The sequence below is a fragment of the Vibrio sp. UCD-FRSSP16_30 genome, from assembly GCF_001676025.1.
GTDB lineage: Bacteria > Pseudomonadota > Gammaproteobacteria > Enterobacterales > Vibrionaceae > Vibrio.
In genome coordinates, this window is record NZ_LZFW01000068.1 from 1 (window position 1) to 19,833 (window position 19,833).

15 protein-coding genes and 1 pseudogene are annotated in these 19,833 nt (G+C 42.6%); 13 read left to right on the forward strand and 3 right to left on the reverse strand.

Features of this window, described 5'->3' with window-relative positions:
• The 3 genes and pseudogenes from A9260_RS14295 to A9260_RS14305 all read right to left on the reverse strand — a co-directional run.
• Window positions 1-738, reverse strand: a pseudogene (locus A9260_RS14295) (IS256 family transposase); the annotation flags it as partial.
• A 232-nt stretch (window positions 739-970) separates the two neighbouring features.
• Complete coding sequence (locus A9260_RS14300; RefSeq protein ID WP_068700077.1) at window positions 971-2,188, reverse strand: PDDEXK-like family protein; 1,218 nt, start codon at window positions 2,186-2,188, stop codon at window positions 971-973.
• 23 nt (window positions 2,189-2,211) lie between these two features.
• Window positions 2,212-2,835, reverse strand: a complete 624-nt coding sequence (locus A9260_RS14305; protein WP_068700079.1) for a hypothetical protein — start codon at window positions 2,833-2,835, stop codon at window positions 2,212-2,214.
• Between the two features lie 656 nt (window positions 2,836-3,491).
• Here A9260_RS14305 and A9260_RS14310 point away from each other — a divergent pair.
• From A9260_RS14310 to A9260_RS14370, 13 genes are all read left to right on the forward strand, one after another.
• The gene (locus A9260_RS14310) at window positions 3,492-4,259 is read left to right on the forward strand and encodes a histidine phosphatase family protein (protein WP_082957133.1); all 768 of its coding nucleotides are present in this window, start codon (window positions 3,492-3,494) and stop codon (window positions 4,257-4,259) included.
• Window positions 4,260-4,311: 52 nt separating this feature from the next.
• The gene (gene cobT / locus A9260_RS14315) at window positions 4,312-5,361 is read left to right on the forward strand and encodes a nicotinate-nucleotide--dimethylbenzimidazole phosphoribosyltransferase (protein ID WP_068700084.1); all 1,050 of its coding nucleotides are present in this window, start codon (window positions 4,312-4,314) and stop codon (window positions 5,359-5,361) included.
• Between the two features lie 135 nt (window positions 5,362-5,496).
• Window positions 5,497-6,318, forward strand: coding sequence for an adenosylcobinamide-GDP ribazoletransferase (locus tag A9260_RS14320; protein ID WP_068700086.1), 822 nt, complete (start codon window positions 5,497-5,499; stop codon window positions 6,316-6,318).
• Window positions 6,315-6,872 (forward strand): bifunctional adenosylcobinamide kinase/adenosylcobinamide-phosphate guanylyltransferase, encoded by a 558-nt coding sequence (cobU, locus tag A9260_RS14325; RefSeq protein ID WP_068700089.1) that lies wholly within the window; start codon window positions 6,315-6,317, stop codon window positions 6,870-6,872. The genes A9260_RS14320 and cobU overlap by 4 nt, the downstream gene beginning before the upstream one ends.
• 198 nt (window positions 6,873-7,070) lie before the next feature.
• On the forward strand, window positions 7,071-8,594 hold the full coding sequence (locus A9260_RS14330; protein ID WP_197485294.1) for a cobyric acid synthase: 1,524 nt from the start codon (window positions 7,071-7,073) through the stop codon (window positions 8,592-8,594).
• 105 nt (window positions 8,595-8,699) lie between these two features.
• On the forward strand, window positions 8,700-9,194 hold the full coding sequence (locus A9260_RS14335; RefSeq protein ID WP_068700094.1) for a YcxB family protein: 495 nt from the start codon (window positions 8,700-8,702) through the stop codon (window positions 9,192-9,194).
• Between the two features lie 205 nt (window positions 9,195-9,399).
• Window positions 9,400-10,626, forward strand: a complete 1,227-nt coding sequence (locus A9260_RS14340) for an efflux RND transporter periplasmic adaptor subunit (RefSeq protein WP_068700096.1) — start codon at window positions 9,400-9,402, stop codon at window positions 10,624-10,626.
• Window positions 10,627-10,628: 2 nt separating this feature from the next.
• Window positions 10,629-12,629 (forward strand): MacB family efflux pump subunit, encoded by a 2,001-nt coding sequence (locus tag A9260_RS14345; RefSeq protein WP_068700098.1) that lies wholly within the window; start codon window positions 10,629-10,631, stop codon window positions 12,627-12,629.
• Between the two features lie 10 nt (window positions 12,630-12,639).
• Window positions 12,640-14,073, forward strand: a complete 1,434-nt coding sequence (locus A9260_RS14350) for an ATP-binding protein (protein WP_068700100.1) — start codon at window positions 12,640-12,642, stop codon at window positions 14,071-14,073.
• Window positions 14,074-14,108: 35 nt separating this feature from the next.
• On the forward strand, window positions 14,109-14,816 hold the full coding sequence (locus tag A9260_RS14355) for a response regulator (protein ID WP_068700102.1): 708 nt from the start codon (window positions 14,109-14,111) through the stop codon (window positions 14,814-14,816).
• A 283-nt stretch (window positions 14,817-15,099) separates the two neighbouring features.
• A complete protein-coding gene (gene sigZ, locus A9260_RS14360; protein WP_068700105.1) occupies window positions 15,100-15,657 on the forward strand; it encodes an RNA polymerase sigma factor SigZ in 558 nt (185 codons plus the stop codon).
• Window positions 15,658-16,176: 519 nt separating this feature from the next.
• Complete coding sequence (locus tag A9260_RS14365; RefSeq protein ID WP_068700107.1) at window positions 16,177-17,964, forward strand: ABC transporter ATP-binding protein; 1,788 nt, start codon at window positions 16,177-16,179, stop codon at window positions 17,962-17,964.
• Window positions 17,957-19,816 carry an ABC transporter ATP-binding protein gene (locus A9260_RS14370; RefSeq protein WP_068700109.1) on the forward strand — a complete coding sequence of 620 codons (1,860 nt, stop codon included), beginning with the start codon at window positions 17,957-17,959 and terminating at the stop codon, window positions 19,814-19,816. Before A9260_RS14365 ends, A9260_RS14370 begins: the two co-directional genes overlap by 8 nt.
• Window positions 19,817-19,833: the final 17 nt, after the last annotated feature.

Below are 19,833 nucleotides of genomic sequence, written 5' to 3' on the forward strand. Positions count from 1 at the left end.
CCTTTGAGGCCATCCACGCAAGCTATAAGTCCTTTGAGGCCATCCACGCAAGCTATAAGTATATCCTCAACGCCACGTTGGTTAAGCTCTGTCAAAACATTGAGCCAGAACTTTGCGCCTTCATTTTCTGCTATCCACATGCCCATCAATTCTTTTTGCCCGTCAGTATTAATTCCAAGGGCAAGAAAGATGGATTTGTTGATAATACGTTTATCTTGACGCACCTTAATCACAATGCAGTCAAGGTATACGATGGGGTAAAGGGCATCAAGCGGACGGGACTGCCACTCAACAATTTCATCGATGACGGCGTTTGTCACTCGCGAAATGAGACTCGGTGAAATCTCAGCACCGTACCCATTCATCAAAGGCATTGACGATGTCACGCGTGCTCATGCCTTGCGCGTAGAGCCACAGAATCTTATCGTCCATAGATGTAAATCGAGATTGGTGTTTTTTAACGAGCTTAGGATCGAAAGAGCCATTGCGATCACGAGGTGTATCGAGTTCGAACTCCCCATCTTCGGTTTTGATCCGCTTGCTGCTCTTTCCGTTACGGCTGTTTTTTGATTTGGATTGTTGGTGTTTTTCGTAGCCAAGATGCTCATCCATTTCAGCATTGAGAGCTGCTTCAACAGTGATCTTCTTGAGCATCTGACTGAATTCGGTTAAATCTTCAGGGCTTTTAATTCCTTTTGCAGCTTCTTTAGCAAAAGCTTCAAGTGCTTTCTTATCCATGTTGCCTTTCCTTAGCCATTACGGCATTAAGTGTAGGCAGTTACACAGAATTTAGGACAGTCTCACGCATTGAGTGAACCCTTGTCGACCAATCATGACCATCATCTCCACAAGACGCCGTGAAATCATCCTTGATGGCTTCATTGTGGCATCCATGCCACACAGACTTGTTCCTATGATGCACATGATTTTGTTCAAATAACGTTTGTGATCTCAACCTGAGCGATTGTGGCTACTTGCAAAGTTTAGACTTGAGTATCTTCATCTCTGAAATAATGTGATCAGTAAACGTATCAACATAAGCTTTATCGTGAAGACTTTTAATTTGGTCTGAATTTAAATGTTTAAAATACCAATTCCCATAAAAATCAATATGTTTGTAGACTGGCCACCAATCATGATTTTTATTATTTTGGTAACCTTCAGTTGGAACTGTATTTATTAGATCAGTATTTTTTTTAGATGGGTCGTTAAAAATACCAATGAATAGCGATTCATTATTTTCTATTTGCACACAAAGGTCGCTATGTTCAAACTTGTCGAGAGGAACCGCTATTTTAATGTGATTTACACCACTTCGGCTTACCATAAATTTAGCCACAAGATCCTTTAGCTGAGAATCATCATCTTTTAGGCTGTCATCAGAAAGAGAACCAAACTCAAGCTTGACCTTAGACAGAAGACTTTCCCAAAATACCACTTGTGAATCCAGCTTTAGCTCATTGTGGGCTTCTTGTAAGTTATCGACAACATCTATGCAATTAGTGTCAATAAGTAGCTTTTTTAATGCTTGAATGTATTCTCTATTGTTGCTCATACCTGTTAATTCTCTCAATATGTCAATATATTGGATCAGCGACTCCCTGAGTGCAGGCATTTGTGCTGATTTCTCTATTATCCTTTGAATCCAAACATTTATATCTTCACGGTAACTAAGTAAGATTGGTTTCTTCTTTAGAGATCCGAACTTGCCCTCTATAGAGCATTGATCTGGGCTGTCCCCATTAAGTGTTAAATAGGCTACGTTAATGTCTTCATAACCTTCTTCCTCCGCTATGAGGTAATATCTTAATAACTGTTGGTCTTGGTCATTGGCATAGATTTTATTTTCAATAATAATGGCTTGCTTTGTTATTTGGTTAACCAAAAAGATGTCGATATTTTGGTGCTCTACCTTTACGTCAAAGTCATAGCTCCCTTTTAAAACATCAATCTTTAGGGTTTCATCCAACAACCGCTTTAGTGGGATGTCATTTAAACCATGTTTGCCGTTTGGATTAAGCAGATCGGCTAAAAATCTTGAGTGAAGTCGAACTTCGTCACTTTTACTTCTTAGTACAGTAAATAAATTGTATGAATCAGGTTTAACTAATTGCTTCTTGTACTGCTGGACCATTGCTATTAACTGCTCGGACTGAGTTAATCTCTGCTGAATATTCATTTCGTTCATTATTTTTCCTTATTCACAGTAGGCTAATCGCTATGCTGACGACTAAGGAATGCTGGAGTAGCAAGAAACTGTGGGTTAAGTTCTTGATTTGATGCTTTCTGGGTTGAGGATATATGTAGAACGATGTGGTTTGTTTCTGTGGTATTTTCAACAAAGCATGTATTTATGAAGGGGTTAAAGCCTAAAGACTTGATTATGTCTCTATAAAATATTACTTCATCTAAACTCATTGAGCTCCCTACAATAGTCATCATGGTTGATTGCTCGACTTGATTTGCTGCATTATGATTGAGTACTACATTGGAGAGCTCTTTCCAAAGTTCAAAAGCTAGTTCTTTTCGAGGAGCTTTTATAATTAACATATCAAACTCATCTCCTGACTTCTGCCATTCAAGCATCGTAGTGCTGTCATTGTCGAAATAAGAGAATCCACAACCAACATGAAGGTAAGCATTAATGATGGTTAGAAGGTTCTTATCAGCAAGTTGTTCAGGGAGTTCAATTACCCAATCATCAGTTTCATCTGAAGGTATTAGTGATGCATGCTCGCTGTAACCATATGGCCATTGACTGATTGCTTTTGCAATTAATTCGCTAGCATGCTTGTTTGGTGAGCAGAATATTTTTTTTATGTTACCGTCGTTCATGATTATCCATTGATATTATCCGTGAAGTCTAAAGGGGTCCAAAGACGGGATTAGGGCATAGTTGATTAAGAGTTTTTGACATTATGTTGAGCACGCCATAGTAAGTCCCCTTATCGATGGTGTAACGTAGTGTGATACAACAACACTGTGAAACCCTCAGTACATTTCAATCTCTACACTAAGGTATTTTTTGCCGTCTAAATTAGCATGTGTAGAATTGATTGGATAGCGTGTAAGTTATTGTTTTTGAAGTGTAACAAAGGAGTCTTAGTATAATGTTGGCTAGGTTAGAATATAGGGCGAACGCATGAGTAAACACTTATCGACCAATCAGGTGCATCATCTCCATAAGACGCCGTGAAATTATCCTTGATGACTTCATTGTGGCATTCATGCCACAAATCCATGTAACAAAGACTGGTTCCTATAATGCGCATGATTTTGTTCAAATAACGATGCCTTTATTTTCGGTATAAAAGGCCGCTTAAATCAAATACACTTTGAGTATATGATTCTTAATATTTGTTTGAAAATTCAAATAAATAGATACTTTAACAGGTTAATTTGGTGAGATGATAAATTACTGTGGATGCGAGCAGTCAATCTGTAAATTTAGTGTGGTTAAAGTGAATTAACTAAGAGGGGGAAGTGGTGTAGTGACGGAAATAAGGCAAGCTAAGATAGTATTGTTGCGACACGGACAATGTGAAGGTGGCAATTTTTTACGTGGAAAAACTGATGTTGAGTTAAGTCAGTTGGGACTCGCTAATATGCGTAATAGCATCAAGCCGATTGATATCATGCCGTACTTGCCAAAGGCTCTGCTAGTCAGTTCCCCATTAAAACGCTGTCAGTGTTTTGCCAAGCAGTTATTGTCTGAACTTAGTGTTGATAGCACTGCTGCATTTATACAGAATCAAAACATTAAGCAGCCACATAGCGTGGATTTACTCGCCGTACAATTAATGTCAGAGATGGCTGAAATCGATTTTGGTGACTGGGATGGATTGTCTTTTGATGATCTCTATAAACAGTTTGGCGATAGCATTGATCGATATTGGCAGGACCCATGGCAATATACTCCACCAAATGCGGAAACCATGGCTGAATTTGAGCTGCGAGTCGCATCAGGATTCAATACTATTTGCCAACAATTGCGCTTATTGGCTAACAGCCCTGAGCCAAATGAAAACAGCCCTGAGCTGGATGAACTAAGCCCTGAGCTAGAAAAGAACACATCAGAACCAATGGCACTTATCGTAACCCACGGCGGCGTGATTAGGGCAATCATTGCCTTGGTGCTTGGCCTTGAACGCTGCAAAGGTATCTATGATACGTTAGCCATTGATTATGCGGCGATAGTATCGATTTCGATCTTCTGGGTGGGAGAGGAAAGCGAACCTAAATTTAGGCTCACTTTTTAGGGTGTGTTATTCATTACGTTATTGCCGTTAGGGCACATTTTGGAGTAGAAGTATGTTTGCAGTCGATCCCGTTAATCATCTTATTGATGAGCAGATCCAACATAAAATAAACCAAAAGACCAAGCCACTAGGGGCACTCGGTACATTGGAGTCGTTGGCAAAGCAGATTGCAAAAGTGCAGCTTAGCGGCTCGTTTGATCCAACATATCAATTGGCGATAAATAAGCCTGCTATGTTGGTGTTTGCCGGCGATCACGGTATTGCAAATTATGGCGTTTCTATTGCGCCAAGCGAAGTCACCCAACAAATGGTGAGTAACTTTGCTAATGGCGGCGCGGCAATTAATGTTTTTTGCCGTCAAATGGGTCTGAACTTAGAAGTGATTGATTGCGGCATATTAACGCCTTGCGATCATCCTAGTGTCACTCGTCATCGACTAGGAGCGGGCACTCAAGCCATCCATCAAAAGCCGGCGATGGACATACAAGCCGTTAAAGACGGTTTTAGTTACGCCCAAGAAGTGGTGCAACGCCATTTTGACTCAGGTTGTAATTTGATTGCGTTAGGCGAAATGGGTATCGGCAACACTTCTTCTGCGGCGGCTATTATGGCGGCGATGCTCAAGCTTGATGTAAAAGAGTGCGTAGGCCGTGGTACGGGCATTGATGATGATACCTTTTTGCGTAAATGCGAATTACTGACCGTGGCAATGAATCTGCATCGTGACAAACTCAACGATCCTATGAGCGTGTTAGCGTGCTTAGGCGGGTTCGAAATAGTGCAAATGACAGGCGCTATTTTAGCGGCAGCGGAAAAGAAAATGCTGGTGGTAGTGGATGGCTTTATTGCTACGGCGGCGGCGCTGGTTGCGGTAGCCTTATCTCCAGAGGCTAAAAGCTATCTTATTTTTGCGCATCAATCCGATGAGCAAGGACATCAAAAAATGCTACAAGAATTAGATGCACAACCATTGTTATCATTAGGTCTTCGCTTGGGTGAGGGGACGGGCGCGGCGCTTTCGTTGCCAATTATTCAAGCGGCGGTGAATTTTTATAATGAAATGGCCAGCTTTGAAAATGCTGGCGTGAGCAATGTTGTGTAACTCGATTTGCATGCGTAACTAGTCACTAGCCCTAGCCACTAGCAAATTAGTCTCAGGCAGAACAAGTGACAGTTAAAGCATGTTGTTAAATATAAGATACAAAATACAAAATACAGATATAAACAGGGATGATAGATGTCGGCGCAATCGGACTCAGTAACTCACACTAATTGGTTTAAAAAGCAGCTTAATCTATTGTTGATTGCAGTCAGCTTTTTTACCCGTATTCCTATTCCAAAGTGGGTTGAATTTGACAGTGAAAAATTAAATAAGGCCAGCCGTTATTTCGGCGTGGTGGGCTTACTTGTGGGCCTAATAAGCGCGTTTGTATTTTGGCTTAGTCAGTTTGTTCTTCCCAATAGTGTCTCAATAATCCTAGCGATGATGGCCAGCGTATTAGCAACAGGCGGCTTTCACGAAGATGGCCTTGCTGATACCGCCGATGGGTTTGGTGGTGGCTGGAAAGTGGCTGACAAACTGCGAATTATGAAAGACTCCCGCATAGGAACCTATGGCACTTTATCAGTAGGGCTCACCTTGCTTTTAAAGTGGCAACTGTTGGTCGAAATTGCCTCATATAGCCCTTTAAGTGTGGTAATTGCACTTATCGCTGCGCATCCTTTAAGTCGCGTGGTCGCGGCCAGCCTGATCTTTTCTGAGCAATATGTCACAGAAGATGACGGCAGCAAATCTAAACCATTAGCTCAGCATCAGCATATTAATGATTTGTTGATTTTATGCGCCAGTGGGGCTGTCGTATTGGCGTGTTTAATCGGTGTATTCCCGTTTGTCGTATCGCTTTGCTTATTACTGGCATTAGTCGTGACCAGACAAGTATTGATTTGGGGATTTAACCGTCAGATAGGCGGTTATACAGGTGACACATTAGGCGCTGCGCAGCAAATCAGCGAACTGGTTTGTTACATCATAATTTTAAGCATAGGTTTATCGTCATGATTCATTTGGTATTAGGCGGAGCTCGCTCGGGCAAAAGTCGTTATGGCGAGTCCATTGCTAAGCAATACGCAGAGCAAGGTTTGCGTTGTATTTACATTGCAACGGCGACGGCATTAGATGATGAAATGACAGAGCGGATTGCAAGGCATCAACAAGACAGAGTTGACTCAAAGCTGAACTGGCAATTGCTTGAAGCGCCATTGGAACTGGCATCGACACTGCAACAATACAGCGCTGATGATAGTGTCATTTTAGTTGATTGCCTTACCTTGTATTTGACCAACCACCTTATCGCCGGCGAAGAAGCCCAATCTGATGAGCAAGGTGGGCAAGATGACTCATGGCAACAACAAAAACAGGCGCTATTAGCTTGTTTGCCACAGCTTAAAGGTCAGGTGATTTTTGTCAGTAATGAGGTTGGCTCAGGCATTGTGCCATTAGGCGAATTAACCCGTCGCTTTGCTGATGAAGCAGGCTGGCTCAATCAAGCCATTGCACAGCAAGCTGATAAGGTGAGCCTTGTGGTTGCAGGGATCCCGTTATCTCTTAAGTAATGCTTTTGCCTCTTAAATAATGAATGATAGCTTTGATATGAGATCATTTAGTCCCCTTATTTATATTCAAATTTTAAAGGATGATTGGCGTTAATGAGCAATCAAGATAAGCCTGAAAATCAAAATAAACATGATGATGTGTTACAAAGTCCGTTAAGTAAGCCACATCAATATCAGGCCGGAAATGCCGCTACCTTGATGGTGCAAGGCACAACCTCTGATGCAGGGAAAAGTACCTTAGTGGCGGGTTTGTGTCGGCTATTTGCCAGAAAAGGCACGAATGTTGCGCCTTTCAAACCGCAAAATATGGCGCTAAATAGCGCGGTCACCTCTGATGGTGGCGAAATAGGTCGAGCGCAAGCTTTGCAAGCGGTAGCCTGTAATCTTGAACCTCACACTGACTTTAACCCAGTGCTATTAAAGCCCAGCTCCGATACGGGTTCGCAAATTATCATTCACGGCAAAGCGTTAACCTCTTTAGAAGCTAAATCATTTTTTGGACCTGAGAGCCGCAATTATAAATCCATTGCCATGAATGCAGTGTTAACCTCGTTTGAGCGTCTGACCAATCAATACCAGATGGTGATTGTTGAAGGTGCAGGCAGCCCCGCAGAGATTAATTTACGCGAAGGTGATATTGCCAATATGGGCTTTGCCGAAGCGGTTGATTGCCCCGTGATCATTATTGCTGATATCGACAAAGGCGGTGTATTTGCTCACCTTGTTGGGACACTCGCTTTGCTGAGTGAATCAGAGCAAGCAAGAGTAAAAGGCTTTGTTATCAATCGTTTCAGAGGGGATATTAGCCTGCTTCAATCCGGACTTGATTGGCTCGAAGATTACACAAAAAAACCAGTGATAGGCGTATTGCCTTACTTACATGACTTATATCTTGATGCCGAAGATGCGCTAATTGATACCGGTGAAAAGGTGGATGCGCAAAATGAATTATTGAGTCAGCAACCCAAATTGAAAGTGCTGGTATTTTTGTTCCCAAGAATCAGCAACCATACCGACTTTGATCCTCTACGCTTACATCCTCAAGTTGAGTTTCATTATGTGAGTCAGCAAACCGCGATGACCACCATCCCCGCTGTCGATTTGATCATTTTACCGGGCAGTAAAAATGTTCGTGCCGACTTAGCCTTTATGCGAGAGCAAGGCTGGGATAGGGTAGTTAATCAACATTTACGTTACGCGGGTAAAGTAATTGGCATTTGCGGCGGCTATCAAATGTTAGGGCAGATGATTGACGATCCATTAGGGATTGAAGATAAAGCAGGTTCAAGCCAAGGTTTAGGCTTGCTAGATATCAGTACTCGCCTAACAGAATCTAAAAAGCTCAAAAAAGCCAGTGGTTATTTGCATCTTGATGGAGCAAGCGCCCCTATTTTCGGTTATGAAATCCATTGTGGTGAAAGCCAGATAATAACCAAGAAACCGCTTGTTCAGCCCCTTGAACTCAATTATGCACAAGACGAAGCTAAAGCAGAGGATGGCCATTATGATGGTTTAGTCAGTGATGATAATCAGGTTTTAGGTAGCTACCTGCATGGCTTGTTTGATAATCCACAAGCGTGTCAGCTTATTTTACAGTGGGCAGGGCTCACATCCGCGCAATCGCTGGATATAGATCAAATTCGCGAGCAACAACTAGAAAGATTAGCGGATGTACTTGAAGCGCATTTAGATATGGACAAATTAACAAAAAGTCTTAACTGATAATGCCTAAAACCATGCAATGTTCCCGAGAAGCGATACAATACTCAAGTTACGAGTTTGCCTGTATGGGATACTCATTTATCGAAAACCTTAAAGTAGCCATATATGCCTAAAGATTTTATTTTCACCACTGAATACACTCTCGATAAGACTTTTTTTGCAGAGTGCTATGATCAAACCAGTCGTCCAACTACATTTCCCAAAGCCTATTTTAAAGGGATGCTTTTTCTGGTTTTTGGTGTGGTGTTATTAGAATTTGAGCTATTTCCCAATGGTTACGTTGGTTGGTTCTTTATTGTGTTGAGTATTATTGAGGCGCTCAGTGTTTATTTTAAGAGAACTTGGTGGCTATGGCGACAAACATTCAGTCTGAGCACGGGCAGCAAAGTGGTATTTCAGGTTGACTCCAATGGTGTGAGTTATAAAAGCGCGAAAAACACCCGTAGCATCGCATGGGGTGAAATAGACCAACTTGAGCAAAGCAATTTGGGTTTTATCCTGCATATGGGGAAACAACGCCAGTATCTCAGTAAGTCTTGTTTAGATGATGAAGCGATTGCGTTTATCATCGCTCAGCATGCATCTGTGAAAATGCACTAACGTTATGCGCAATTTTAATTACAGGCTCTGCCATGACGTAGAGCTTGCTGTGGTGACTTTTATTATTTCTACACATTTACCACACAATTCAACCATGCTTAGTTAAATATCATATTTATCAATCACTTAAATATTCATCGTATCTCAATCTTCCCTCACATTTGTTGGTTATCCTAGTTATAGTTAGATAATTAGGAAACTGCACATGAAAAACATCAAACAGTTAGTGACAATCTCTTTACTTGTTATCGCTACCGGTGCCGTCGCTGCATATTTTTATTTTAAGAATGATACCTCAACCGTGACTTATTCTACGGAGGCTGTTCGCGTCGGAAACATTGAAGATGTGGTGCTAACTAACGGTGTGTTATATCCCTATAAAATGGTCAATGTTGGGGCTCAAGTATCCGGTAAATTAGCGTCAATAGCCGTCACAGTCGGCGATACACTCAAAGCTGGCGAAGTTATTGCGAAGATTGATAGCCTTTCACAAGAAAATGCTCTGAAAGAATCCCATGCATCACTCACCAATATCAATGCTCAATACCGTGCGAAACAAGCGCAGATTCATCAGGCAGAGCTTTCTTTTGAACGACAAAAAGCGATGTTGCTAAAAAATGCTGGCTCGCAATCCATGTACGATACAGCAGAAGCAGAATTGCTAGTTTATAAAGCCGAGCTCGACCAGCTGGCTGCGGAAAAAGAGAAGGCACTGATCAGTGTCGATAATGCTCAATTGGACTTAGGTTATACCACGATCGAATCACCCATTGATGGCACCGTTGTTTATGTTTCTGTTGAAGAGGGGCAAACGGTTAATACCAATCAATCAACGCCTACTATTGTTGAAGTTGCTCAACTTGATGTTATGACAATTAAGGCGCAAGTGTCTGAAGCCGATATTATCCATATCGAGAAAGGGCAAAAAGTGTACTTTTCTATTCTAGGCGCGCCACAGCACAATTTTTATGCTGAATTAAGATCGATAGAGCCTGGGCCAACCCTTCTAACTGGCAACGATAGTGAACTAAATATTGGTGACAATGACGCCATTTATTACAACGCAGTATTTGATGTCGACAACACAGAACAGTTGCTTCGTTTTGGTATGACAGCGCAAGTGTCGATTGTGTTAGATGCTGCGCAGAAAGCGCTATTGGTTCCATCGCAAATTTTAACTCACAAGCTTTCGGGTGAAAATCGTTATCGTGTGCCTGTGTTAGTTCAAGGTGCATTAGAAATGCGAGATGTTGAGATTGGCATCAATAATAAAGTGTATGCTCAAGTGCTCAGTGGATTAGATCAAGGCGACCAAGTAGTTATAGGTCAAGCCAACACCAAATCGTCATCAAGTTTTGATATGTCATCGACATTAGGACAAGAAAAAGGTGGACGAAATAATGGTGGGCCAGGTAATGGCGGGAGATCTTAAGTATGAGTGACGTACTATTAGAAGTCTCAGGTCTTAGTCGCCACTTTCCTGCTGGTGATGATCAAATAACGGTATTGAACAACGTTAATTTGAGCATACGCCGTGGAGAAATGATCGCGATCATAGGAGCATCCGGCTCGGGTAAATCAACCTTGATGAATATTTTAGGTTGCTTAGACACGCCAAGTGAAGGGGCTTATATCGTTAATGGTCGCGATACATCAGCAATGAATCCTGAGCAATTGGCCGAATTACGACGTGACTATTTTGGCTTTATATTTCAGCGTTATCATTTGTTAGATGATCTCACGGCTATCGGTAATGTTGAGATTCCCGCGCTGTACTCGGCAGAAAATAAAACGTCCCGCCAAGCGCGTGCAGAGCAACTATTAGATAGGTTAGGGCTTGCTGATCGTATGGATCATAAGCCAAGCCAACTCAGTGGAGGGCAACAGCAAAGAGTCAGTGTTGCTCGCGCTTTAATTAATGGTGGCACGGTGATCCTTGCCGATGAACCGACCGGTGCGCTCGATAGTCACAGCGGTAAAGAAATGATGCGCCTGCTGCGTGAGTTACATCAACAAGGGCATACCATTGTTTTGGTGACTCATGATCCTAAAATTGCTGCTACTGCTGATCGCGTTATTGAGATCTCGGATGGTGAAATTGTCAGTGATATAACCTGCGATGCGAGTGACGCCTTAACGCAGGATCCCGTAACAGTGACTTCATCAAGTGTTAAAGACAACCCAAGTGTCGAAGATGAAAATAGCCCAAGTAAATTCCCATCAAAACCCTTCTCCGCTTCATGGTTTAGTGTTGTTGAAGCGTTCAAAATGTCGTTGTCAGCGATGGGCAGTCATCGGTTAAGAACATTTTTAACGATGTTGGGGATCATCATCGGCATTGCATCTGTGGTGTCTGTGGTCGCGATTGGTAATGGCTCTCAAGCTCAGGTATTGTCTCGAATGGCTTCAATGGGAACCAATACCATTGAAATCAAACCCGGTTCTGGGTTGGGTGACCGACGCGTAGGGCGAGTTAGAACCTTAACGGCAAATGATGCCAAAGCTTTAACTAATCTATCCTTTGTTGATAGTGTGACACCGACCGTGCGCGCCAATGTTGCGGTGCGTTATGGTAGTGAGGCGATCACAGCAGAAGTGCAAGGCGTTGGTCCTGATTATTTTCGCGTTCGAGGTTTTGATGTTGCGCAAGGGCAATTATTTGATGAGCAAAGTGTCGATGCACTAGAGCAAGTGGCGGTCATTGATAATAATACCTTAAACGAGCTTTTCCCTGATGGTGATGCGCTTGGCAAAGTCATCTTTTTAGGTCGCTTGCCGGTACGCATTATCGCGGTGACACAAGCAAGGGAAATGGCATTTGGTAATAGCGACGCTCTGAATGTCTGGCTGCCTTATAGTACGGTAAACTCACGTATCTATAGCCAAAATTACGTTAATGATATTACGGTTAGAGTGAGCGATGACGTGTCCAGTGTTGCGGCCGAGCAAGCCATAATTAACCTAATTAAAATGCGTCATGGTGTGCAGGATTTCTTTACCGTCAATACCGATACGGTAAGAGAAAATATTGAACAAACCTCGTCTTCGATGACTATGCTCATTTCGGCCATTGCCTTTATTTCATTGGTGGTTGGTGGTATTGGTGTTATGAATATCATGTTGGTGTCGGTAACCGAACGAACCCGAGAAATCGGCATTCGTATGGCCGTTGGCGCAAGACAGGCCGATATTTTAAGACAATTCTTAATCGAAGCTGTTTTAGTCTGTTTGTGTGGTGGCGTTTTAGGTATCGGATTAGCGTATGCTGTGGGTTTGATTATCTCATCGACAGGCAGTGGCTTGAGTATGATTTATTCCACGAACTCAATTACCGCCGCTTTCATTTGCTCAACACTGATTGGGGTTCTCTTTGGTTTCTTACCTGCCAGAAATGCAGCAAGATTAAACCCTGTAGACGCGTTATCTCGAGGATAAGGAAAGAACGTTGAAGGTACATTATAAACTGAAGCTCATTCATAAGTTCTTTTTCGCTTTTTGCATCACAAGCTTTGTGGCGGTGTGCGTTATGCTCGCTCTGATCATGCAAAACCTATCATCGGGATTTCATGATTTTATTAAAGAGGCAGAATCGAGCTATATCGAACAAGTCAGCCAGAAGCTGGGTGATTATTATCAAGCGAATGGCTCGTGGCAATCGCTAAAAGAAGACGAGGATTACTGGCGACGTTTGGTTGGCACTCGAAAAGGGGATGAGGAGAGTGAGTCACTCTCTTTGCCGACCGATACCACAGGGATGAGCCAATTACTGCAAACGCAGAGAAGACTCAGTTTATATGATGCGAATAAAGCGGTCGTGATAGGCAGAGACCGAATTGGTGAAGACAGCTTTACTCAAAGCATAGTGTTAGAAGGGCGCGTTATTGGCTGGTTAAGTTATATCCCTTCACAATTGGCCGATCACAGCCCTGCCAATGCATTTTTGGCGGAGCAATACCAAAGCTATATTGCAATTACCTTGATTGTTATTGCGGTTGCGTTTGTGACCGCCTGGATTTTTTCTCGTCATTTAGTTGCGCCCATCTTTAGGGTGAATGAAGGTACGACTCAGTTAATTCAAGGTAATCTTGCAACAAGAGTGCACAGCAGTAGCAACGATGAACTTGGTATATTGACTGACAACATTAACGTTCTGGCTCAGACATTGGAGCAGAACAAAACCGAACGTTCTAAATGGATGTCAGACGTAGCTCATGAACTGAAAACCCCACTCACTGTTGTTCGCGGGCAGCTCAACGCCATTCAAGATGGGATTTTTAAAGCGGATGAAAAACGTTTACAGGTGATGATCGATCAAATTGATGGCATGGGTCATTTAGTCGATGATATTTATCAGTTGTCCAGTAGTGATATTGGCGGTTTATCCTATCAAAAATCGTCATTCAACCTTGTGGAACTTGTTAAGGATATCTTACTTGGTTTCAAGGTTAAAACTGATGACTTAGGGCTGAGCTTACAGTGTGAATCCTTGTATACAAAAGAGAATACAGCGTGTCTTGTGGTCGCCGATCGGGAGCGTTTGACGCAACTATTTAGTAATATATTGGAAAATAGCTGTCGTTATACCAACTCGCCGGGAAGCATCGCGTTATCGCTTAATCAAGACAAGAATACTGTTACAGTGATTATCGAAGACACGTCACCATCTATACCAGAGCAAGACCTGACGCGAGTATTTGAGCGTTTTTATCGAGTAGAACAATCTCGCAGCCGAGAGCATGGCGGTTCTGGTATTGGTTTAGCATTGTGTCATCAAATTATTGAGGCGCATCAAGGCACTATTAGTGCGTCAAAATCAGTTTTGGGCGGTGTTAAAATGATGATAACTCTGCCGATTCATCACCAAAGCTCATCAATATAATGGCTCGCAATAGACGTCGATAGAGGATAAATAGAATGAATACGCACATTTTGATTGTGGAAGACGAGGAATACATTGCCGAAGTCTTGATCGCGTATTGCCAAAATAGCGGCTTTGAAGTGACCCATCTTGCATCGGGTGCAAAAGTGGTAGAGACGGTGAAATCGCACACATTCGACTTAATACTGCTTGATTTGATGTTGCCCGATATGGATGGCATCGAGATTTGCAAACAGGTACGCCAGTTCTCTCAATTACCCATCATTATGGTGACCGCAAAAAGTGAAGAGATTGACCGATTAATTGGTTTAGAGCTTGGAGCCGATGATTATATTTGCAAGCCATTTAGCCCTAGAGAAGTGATTGCGAGGATCAAAACCGTACTGCGCCGCACTCAAGTTATTAATCCAAACCAAGCAGCCAAACCCAGCACCGAATTAGTTTTGGGACAATTTGTATTGAAGCCCGACGAATATGAAGCTCGATTTGGTGGCAATTTTCTCGATTTAACGCCTAAAGAATTTATGTTACTTAAAATGTTGGTTGAGCACCCAGGCCGAGTATACAGTCGCGATGATATTCTCAATGCGCTTTACAGTGATCTTGCGGATGTATCAGACAGAAACATAGACACCCACATTAAGAACATCCGCAAAAAAATACATGCGGTTGCACCAACAGCAAACCCTATCCGCTCGGTTTATGGAGTAGGGTACAAATTGCTGCATGAGAGTTTTAAATAACGTGTAGATAGCCAGAGCAACTATGTGTCGATGGGGTTATTTCCTGTGATATATATTCTCTGATATCTAATGTGCTCTGAGAAATAAAGTTTACTTTGATTTGTTGGTCAAAAATATTAAGGCATTTAAACTGGTCGTATGGATGCTGTCATAGGTAGGAGTAATAAATGGTACAAAAACTCTACTGTCTTAATATGAAAGTTACTCTCTCATTGAATCTTTAAACCATTACCGATCTTCATTATGATTAATTGAGTGAACATCGGTAATTTGAGGAAAACGAATGCTGTCAGAATGGTCGGTACATAAAGAACAATTGAGAAGTTACATTATCAAACAGACCGGCGATCTCGACCTTGTTGATGATATCTTGCAGGATGTTTATATTAAGGCCAGTCAAAATATTGGGCAACTTGAGACAAAAGACAAACTTCAAAATTGGCTGTATCGCATTACTCATAACACCATTATGGATTTCTATCGTACTCAGCCTAAGTATGAGGAGTTGATAGATGAGCATGCAGCAGAGGAAGAAACCTCTTCTGAGATGGCTAATCTACAGTCTTTGGCGCAATGCTTGCGACCTATGTTTGATTGCTTACCAGAGAAGTATCGGCAAGTAATGACGTTGTCTGAGCTTGATGGTTTGTCTCAACAAGCGGTAGCCGATCAATTAGGCTTGTCGCTCTCAGCAACAAAAAGCCGTGTGCAGCGTGGTCGACTTAAACTAAAAGAAATTCTCATGGATTGTTGCACCATCGAAGTTGGTGGCGGTGGTATTGTCGATTATCATCCTAGATCTAAGTGTGCAGACTTTGCTAAAAAGAACAGCGGTGAATGAATTTAGCGCAATAGATTGGTAGCAGTGGTGATGCTGCCAATCTATTGCTCTTAAACGCGCTGTGATTACCTGTTTGTTCCTTTAATACCTCTCGTATCTTCTTCTATAGCAACCTCCACTTAAAATAGTTTTTTCCCTCTAAATGCTCTCTTTTAAAAATAAATTAGAAAAGTTGCGTCTTTTTCTCACTCCTTGCGTCTTAACTGAGTAATTAACATTTTTATCGAATAAGACAAATGAAAACGACGCCAACCGCTTTGATAAAAAGACTTCTGTTAATGAGTCGCTAATGGCACTACTCAAGGTGGGATAACGAACGTTATTTAAATAAAATCATGTGCATTATAGGAACAAGTCTTTGTGGCATGGATGCCACAATGAAGCCATCAAGGATGATTTCACGGCGTCTTGTGGAGATGATGTACATGATTGGTCGATAAGTGTTCACTCATGCGTTCGCCCTATGGCACTACTGTCTTTAATATTAGAAACATCAGAATAAGAACCCGCTTAATAATTATGAATATTCTTTGGAAATTAAAACGTTACCTAAAAATGTTTGGTCGCCATTATCTGATTGCCTTTATGGCGTTGCAGGTGGTTGCCTTGATTAACTTGGTACCGTCATGGCTAATTGGTCGCATTGTTGATGAGATAAGCCAAGGCACATTAGACTCTCAAACCATGATTATTCATGTTGTTGGAATTGTTGTCTCGGGCGCGGCAATGTACGGCCTGCGTTTTGTTTGGCAAAGTCAGCTATATGGCGCATCGATTGCGATTACTCGCGTGATTCGCAGTGAGCTATTTCAAAAATTATCACAGTTGTCTCCGGCCTTCTACGCGCGCCGTAGTACCGGCGATCTGATGGCGCATGCCACCAATGACCTTAACGCAGTAGAAGAAACTATGGGCATGGGCATCATGACTCTGGTGGACTCGTTAATTGCGGGTATGACGGTTATTTTAGGGATGATCTTTGTCGTCAGTGGCCAGCTTACCGCGGTTGCGCTGCTTCCTTTTCCTTTACTTGTGCTGATCACTCGTCGTTATGGAGTGAAGCTGCATAAAACGTTTGGTAAAGCGCAAGCTGCGTTTTCTGATTTGACCGAAGAAACCCGTGAAACTGTATCGGGTATTCGAGCCGTTCGCTCACACGGTATGTCAGACCGCCAGCAACAGCGATTTGGCAAAGCATTAAATGATACGGTAGATGCCAACCTTGCCGTTGCCAAAGTCGATGCGGCGTTTGGGCCAACCATACAATTGGTGTACGGACTGTCGTTTGCGGTTTCTCTTGGTTATGGCGCATGGTTAATTGAACAAGGTAGCCTGACGGTAGGGCTGTTCACCACGTTCACACTTTACCTTGCGCAGTTGCTTGGGCCATTTATGCAGTTTGGTTGGCAGTTCAATGTACTGCAACGTGGCACGACATCCTGGCGTCGCCTTGAGCAACTATTCTCTGAAAGCATTGATGTGGTTGAAGGTGACAAAACATTGGCAAAAGATGCGGATGCGAGTATGTCATTTAATATCCATGAATTTACTTATCAGGATGCCAAGCATAGGGCCCTTGAAAATATCAATTTTGAACTGCCATCGGGTGGCTTAGTTGGGATTACTGGGCCAACAGGTAGCGGTAAAAGTACGCTACTGCATCTAGCTTTACGCCAATTTAAACTTGAGAAGCCATCCACTATTCATATTGCAGGCATGCCAACGGACAGCCTAACCTTTGATTCCTTACGCGATAAACTGGCGTGGGTTCCGCAAAAACCACATTTGTTTTCGGGCACCATTGCTGAAAATATCGCGTTAGCAAAATCCAATGCGTCATTAAATGACATTGAGCATGTTGCTGAAATGGCCGGTATTCGGACTGAAATTGAAGCAATGCCAGATGGGTTTAACACCCAATTACGGGAAGGCGGTACTAACTTATCTGGCGGTCAAAAACAGCGTTTGACTCTGGCGAGAGCATTGCTATCCGATGCCGATATATTGTTATTGGATGACCCATTTAGTGCGTTAGACATGAAAACAGAGGTGCAAGTTCGTCGAAACTTAAAGGCTCACTATTCACATAAAACAATGTTGCTTGTCACGCAGCGACTCACCAATCTAATTGAAGCTGACCACATTTTAGTATTAAACGATGGCTTAGTAGAAGAGCGCGGCTCTCACCATCAATTGGTGGCCAATAAAGGTTGGTATTCCATGGTGTATCAGCGCCAAAGCCAGCTTGGCATTAACAGTCAATTACCCGTTAATGAGACGAATAAAGAGGAGGTAAACCATGACTGAATCACACTCAACCGCTAAATCACAAGCGTTAAAAAATAATGGGCTTTACCGCCGCTTACTGAGCTTCTCATTACCGCACAAAGCGCGTTTTGGTTTTGCTTTCTTAATGCTGGCGCTTGCTGTCAGTGCTGAGATGGCGATCCCGTGGCTGGCAAAAATTGTGATCGATGAAGTCACTGTCGCTCAGCAGTTTGAGTGGTCACAGCTGATCACTTTAATTGGGCTAGTGATGCTGTTTTATGTGCTTGCAGCTGTCTTTGGCTACATACAAGCCGTCACCTTTAAACACGGTGCATTGCTGGTGGTGAAAGATGTACGTGAGCAACTGTTTCGTCATGTATTGAGCTTTCCTATTGCCACGTTTGACAAGTTATCAACGGGTAAGTTGGTGTCGTACATTACTAACGATACCGAGTCGCTACGCAATATGTATGTGTCGACGATCCCAACCGTCATTCAAGGTGCATTACGCATCATGGCCATTTTTATTGCGATTGCGTTGTTGGATTGGCATTTGATGTTGCTGAGCTTAGTGCTTATTCCGATTTTGCTGGTCACCATGCATCTGTATCGCAAGGTTTCTATATCTGTGTTTGATGGCATTCGCATTCAAATCAGCAATATTAACGGGCAAATAAATGAATCGTTACAAGGCATGGCGTTGATTCAAGCATTTCGTCAGCAAAAGGCGTTTCAAGCAAAGTTTGAGAAAGAGAATCAAAGTTGGTTTAACTTCCGCGCGAAGTCGGTGGCGATTGACAGTTTGATGTTGCTGCCACTGACTCGTTTAATCTCAACACTGACAGCCGCAGGCATTGTGGCGTGGTTTGCGGGAGCATCAATGTCGACGGTTGTGGAAGTGGGTACTCTATACGCATTTTTGAACTACATTGAACGCTTTTTTGACCCGTTCAGACAGTTGTCAATGGAGCTACACAAACTGCAAGTGGCTACAGCATCATCAAAACGTATTTTTGAATTGCTAGATGATGAGGTAGAAACCTTTCATAACACGATGCCAGATGTGAAGCTCAATCAAAGCAATGATATTGAATTTCGCAATGTCACTATGGGCTATGAAGTGGATAAGCCGGTACTTAAAGAGATTAGCTTTACCGCTAAAGGTGGTGAGTTTACCGCAATTGTGGGTCATACCGGCAGTGGAAAAAGCTCGGTGATCAATTTATTGATGCGCTATTACCAACAGCAACAAGGTGAAATTTTGGTTGGTGGACAACCACTTAAAGATCTTTCACAGTCGCAATTGCATAAGCTGTTTGGTTTGGTCGCGCAAGATCCAACGATCTTTAGTGGTTCGATTGTCGATAACATCAGCCTATCGAATGACGTTAGCGCTAGCGAAAGCACCAGTGAGCGTGATACCAACCGCGATAAAGCCATAAAAGCGGCGCAACTAGTAAAAGCGGATCGCTTTATTCATCGTCTGCCTAATGGTTTTGATCATAATTCAAGTAATGGCGGCGCATCACTTTCTGTGGGAGAGAGGCAATTGTTGGGTTTGGCGCGCGCAATATCTCATGATCCTAAAATATTCTTACTCGATGAAGCTACTGCGAACATTGACAGTGAATCGGAAGAAACCGTTAAGCAAGCGTTAGAGAATATCCAAGATGGGCGAACCGTAATTACGGTCGCGCACCGTTTATCGACGATTCGCAATGCCGATCAAATCTTAGTCATGAACAGTGGCAGATTGGTACAAAGCGGTACACATGAGCAGTTGATTGAACAAGACGGCGATTATCGCGATTTATATATTGCGCAAAAAGCGCAAGAAGAAAACGAACATCAAAATAGCACGCTGGGCTTAACCGCTATGAGCGCAGTCTAAATATAATAAAGAGTTAT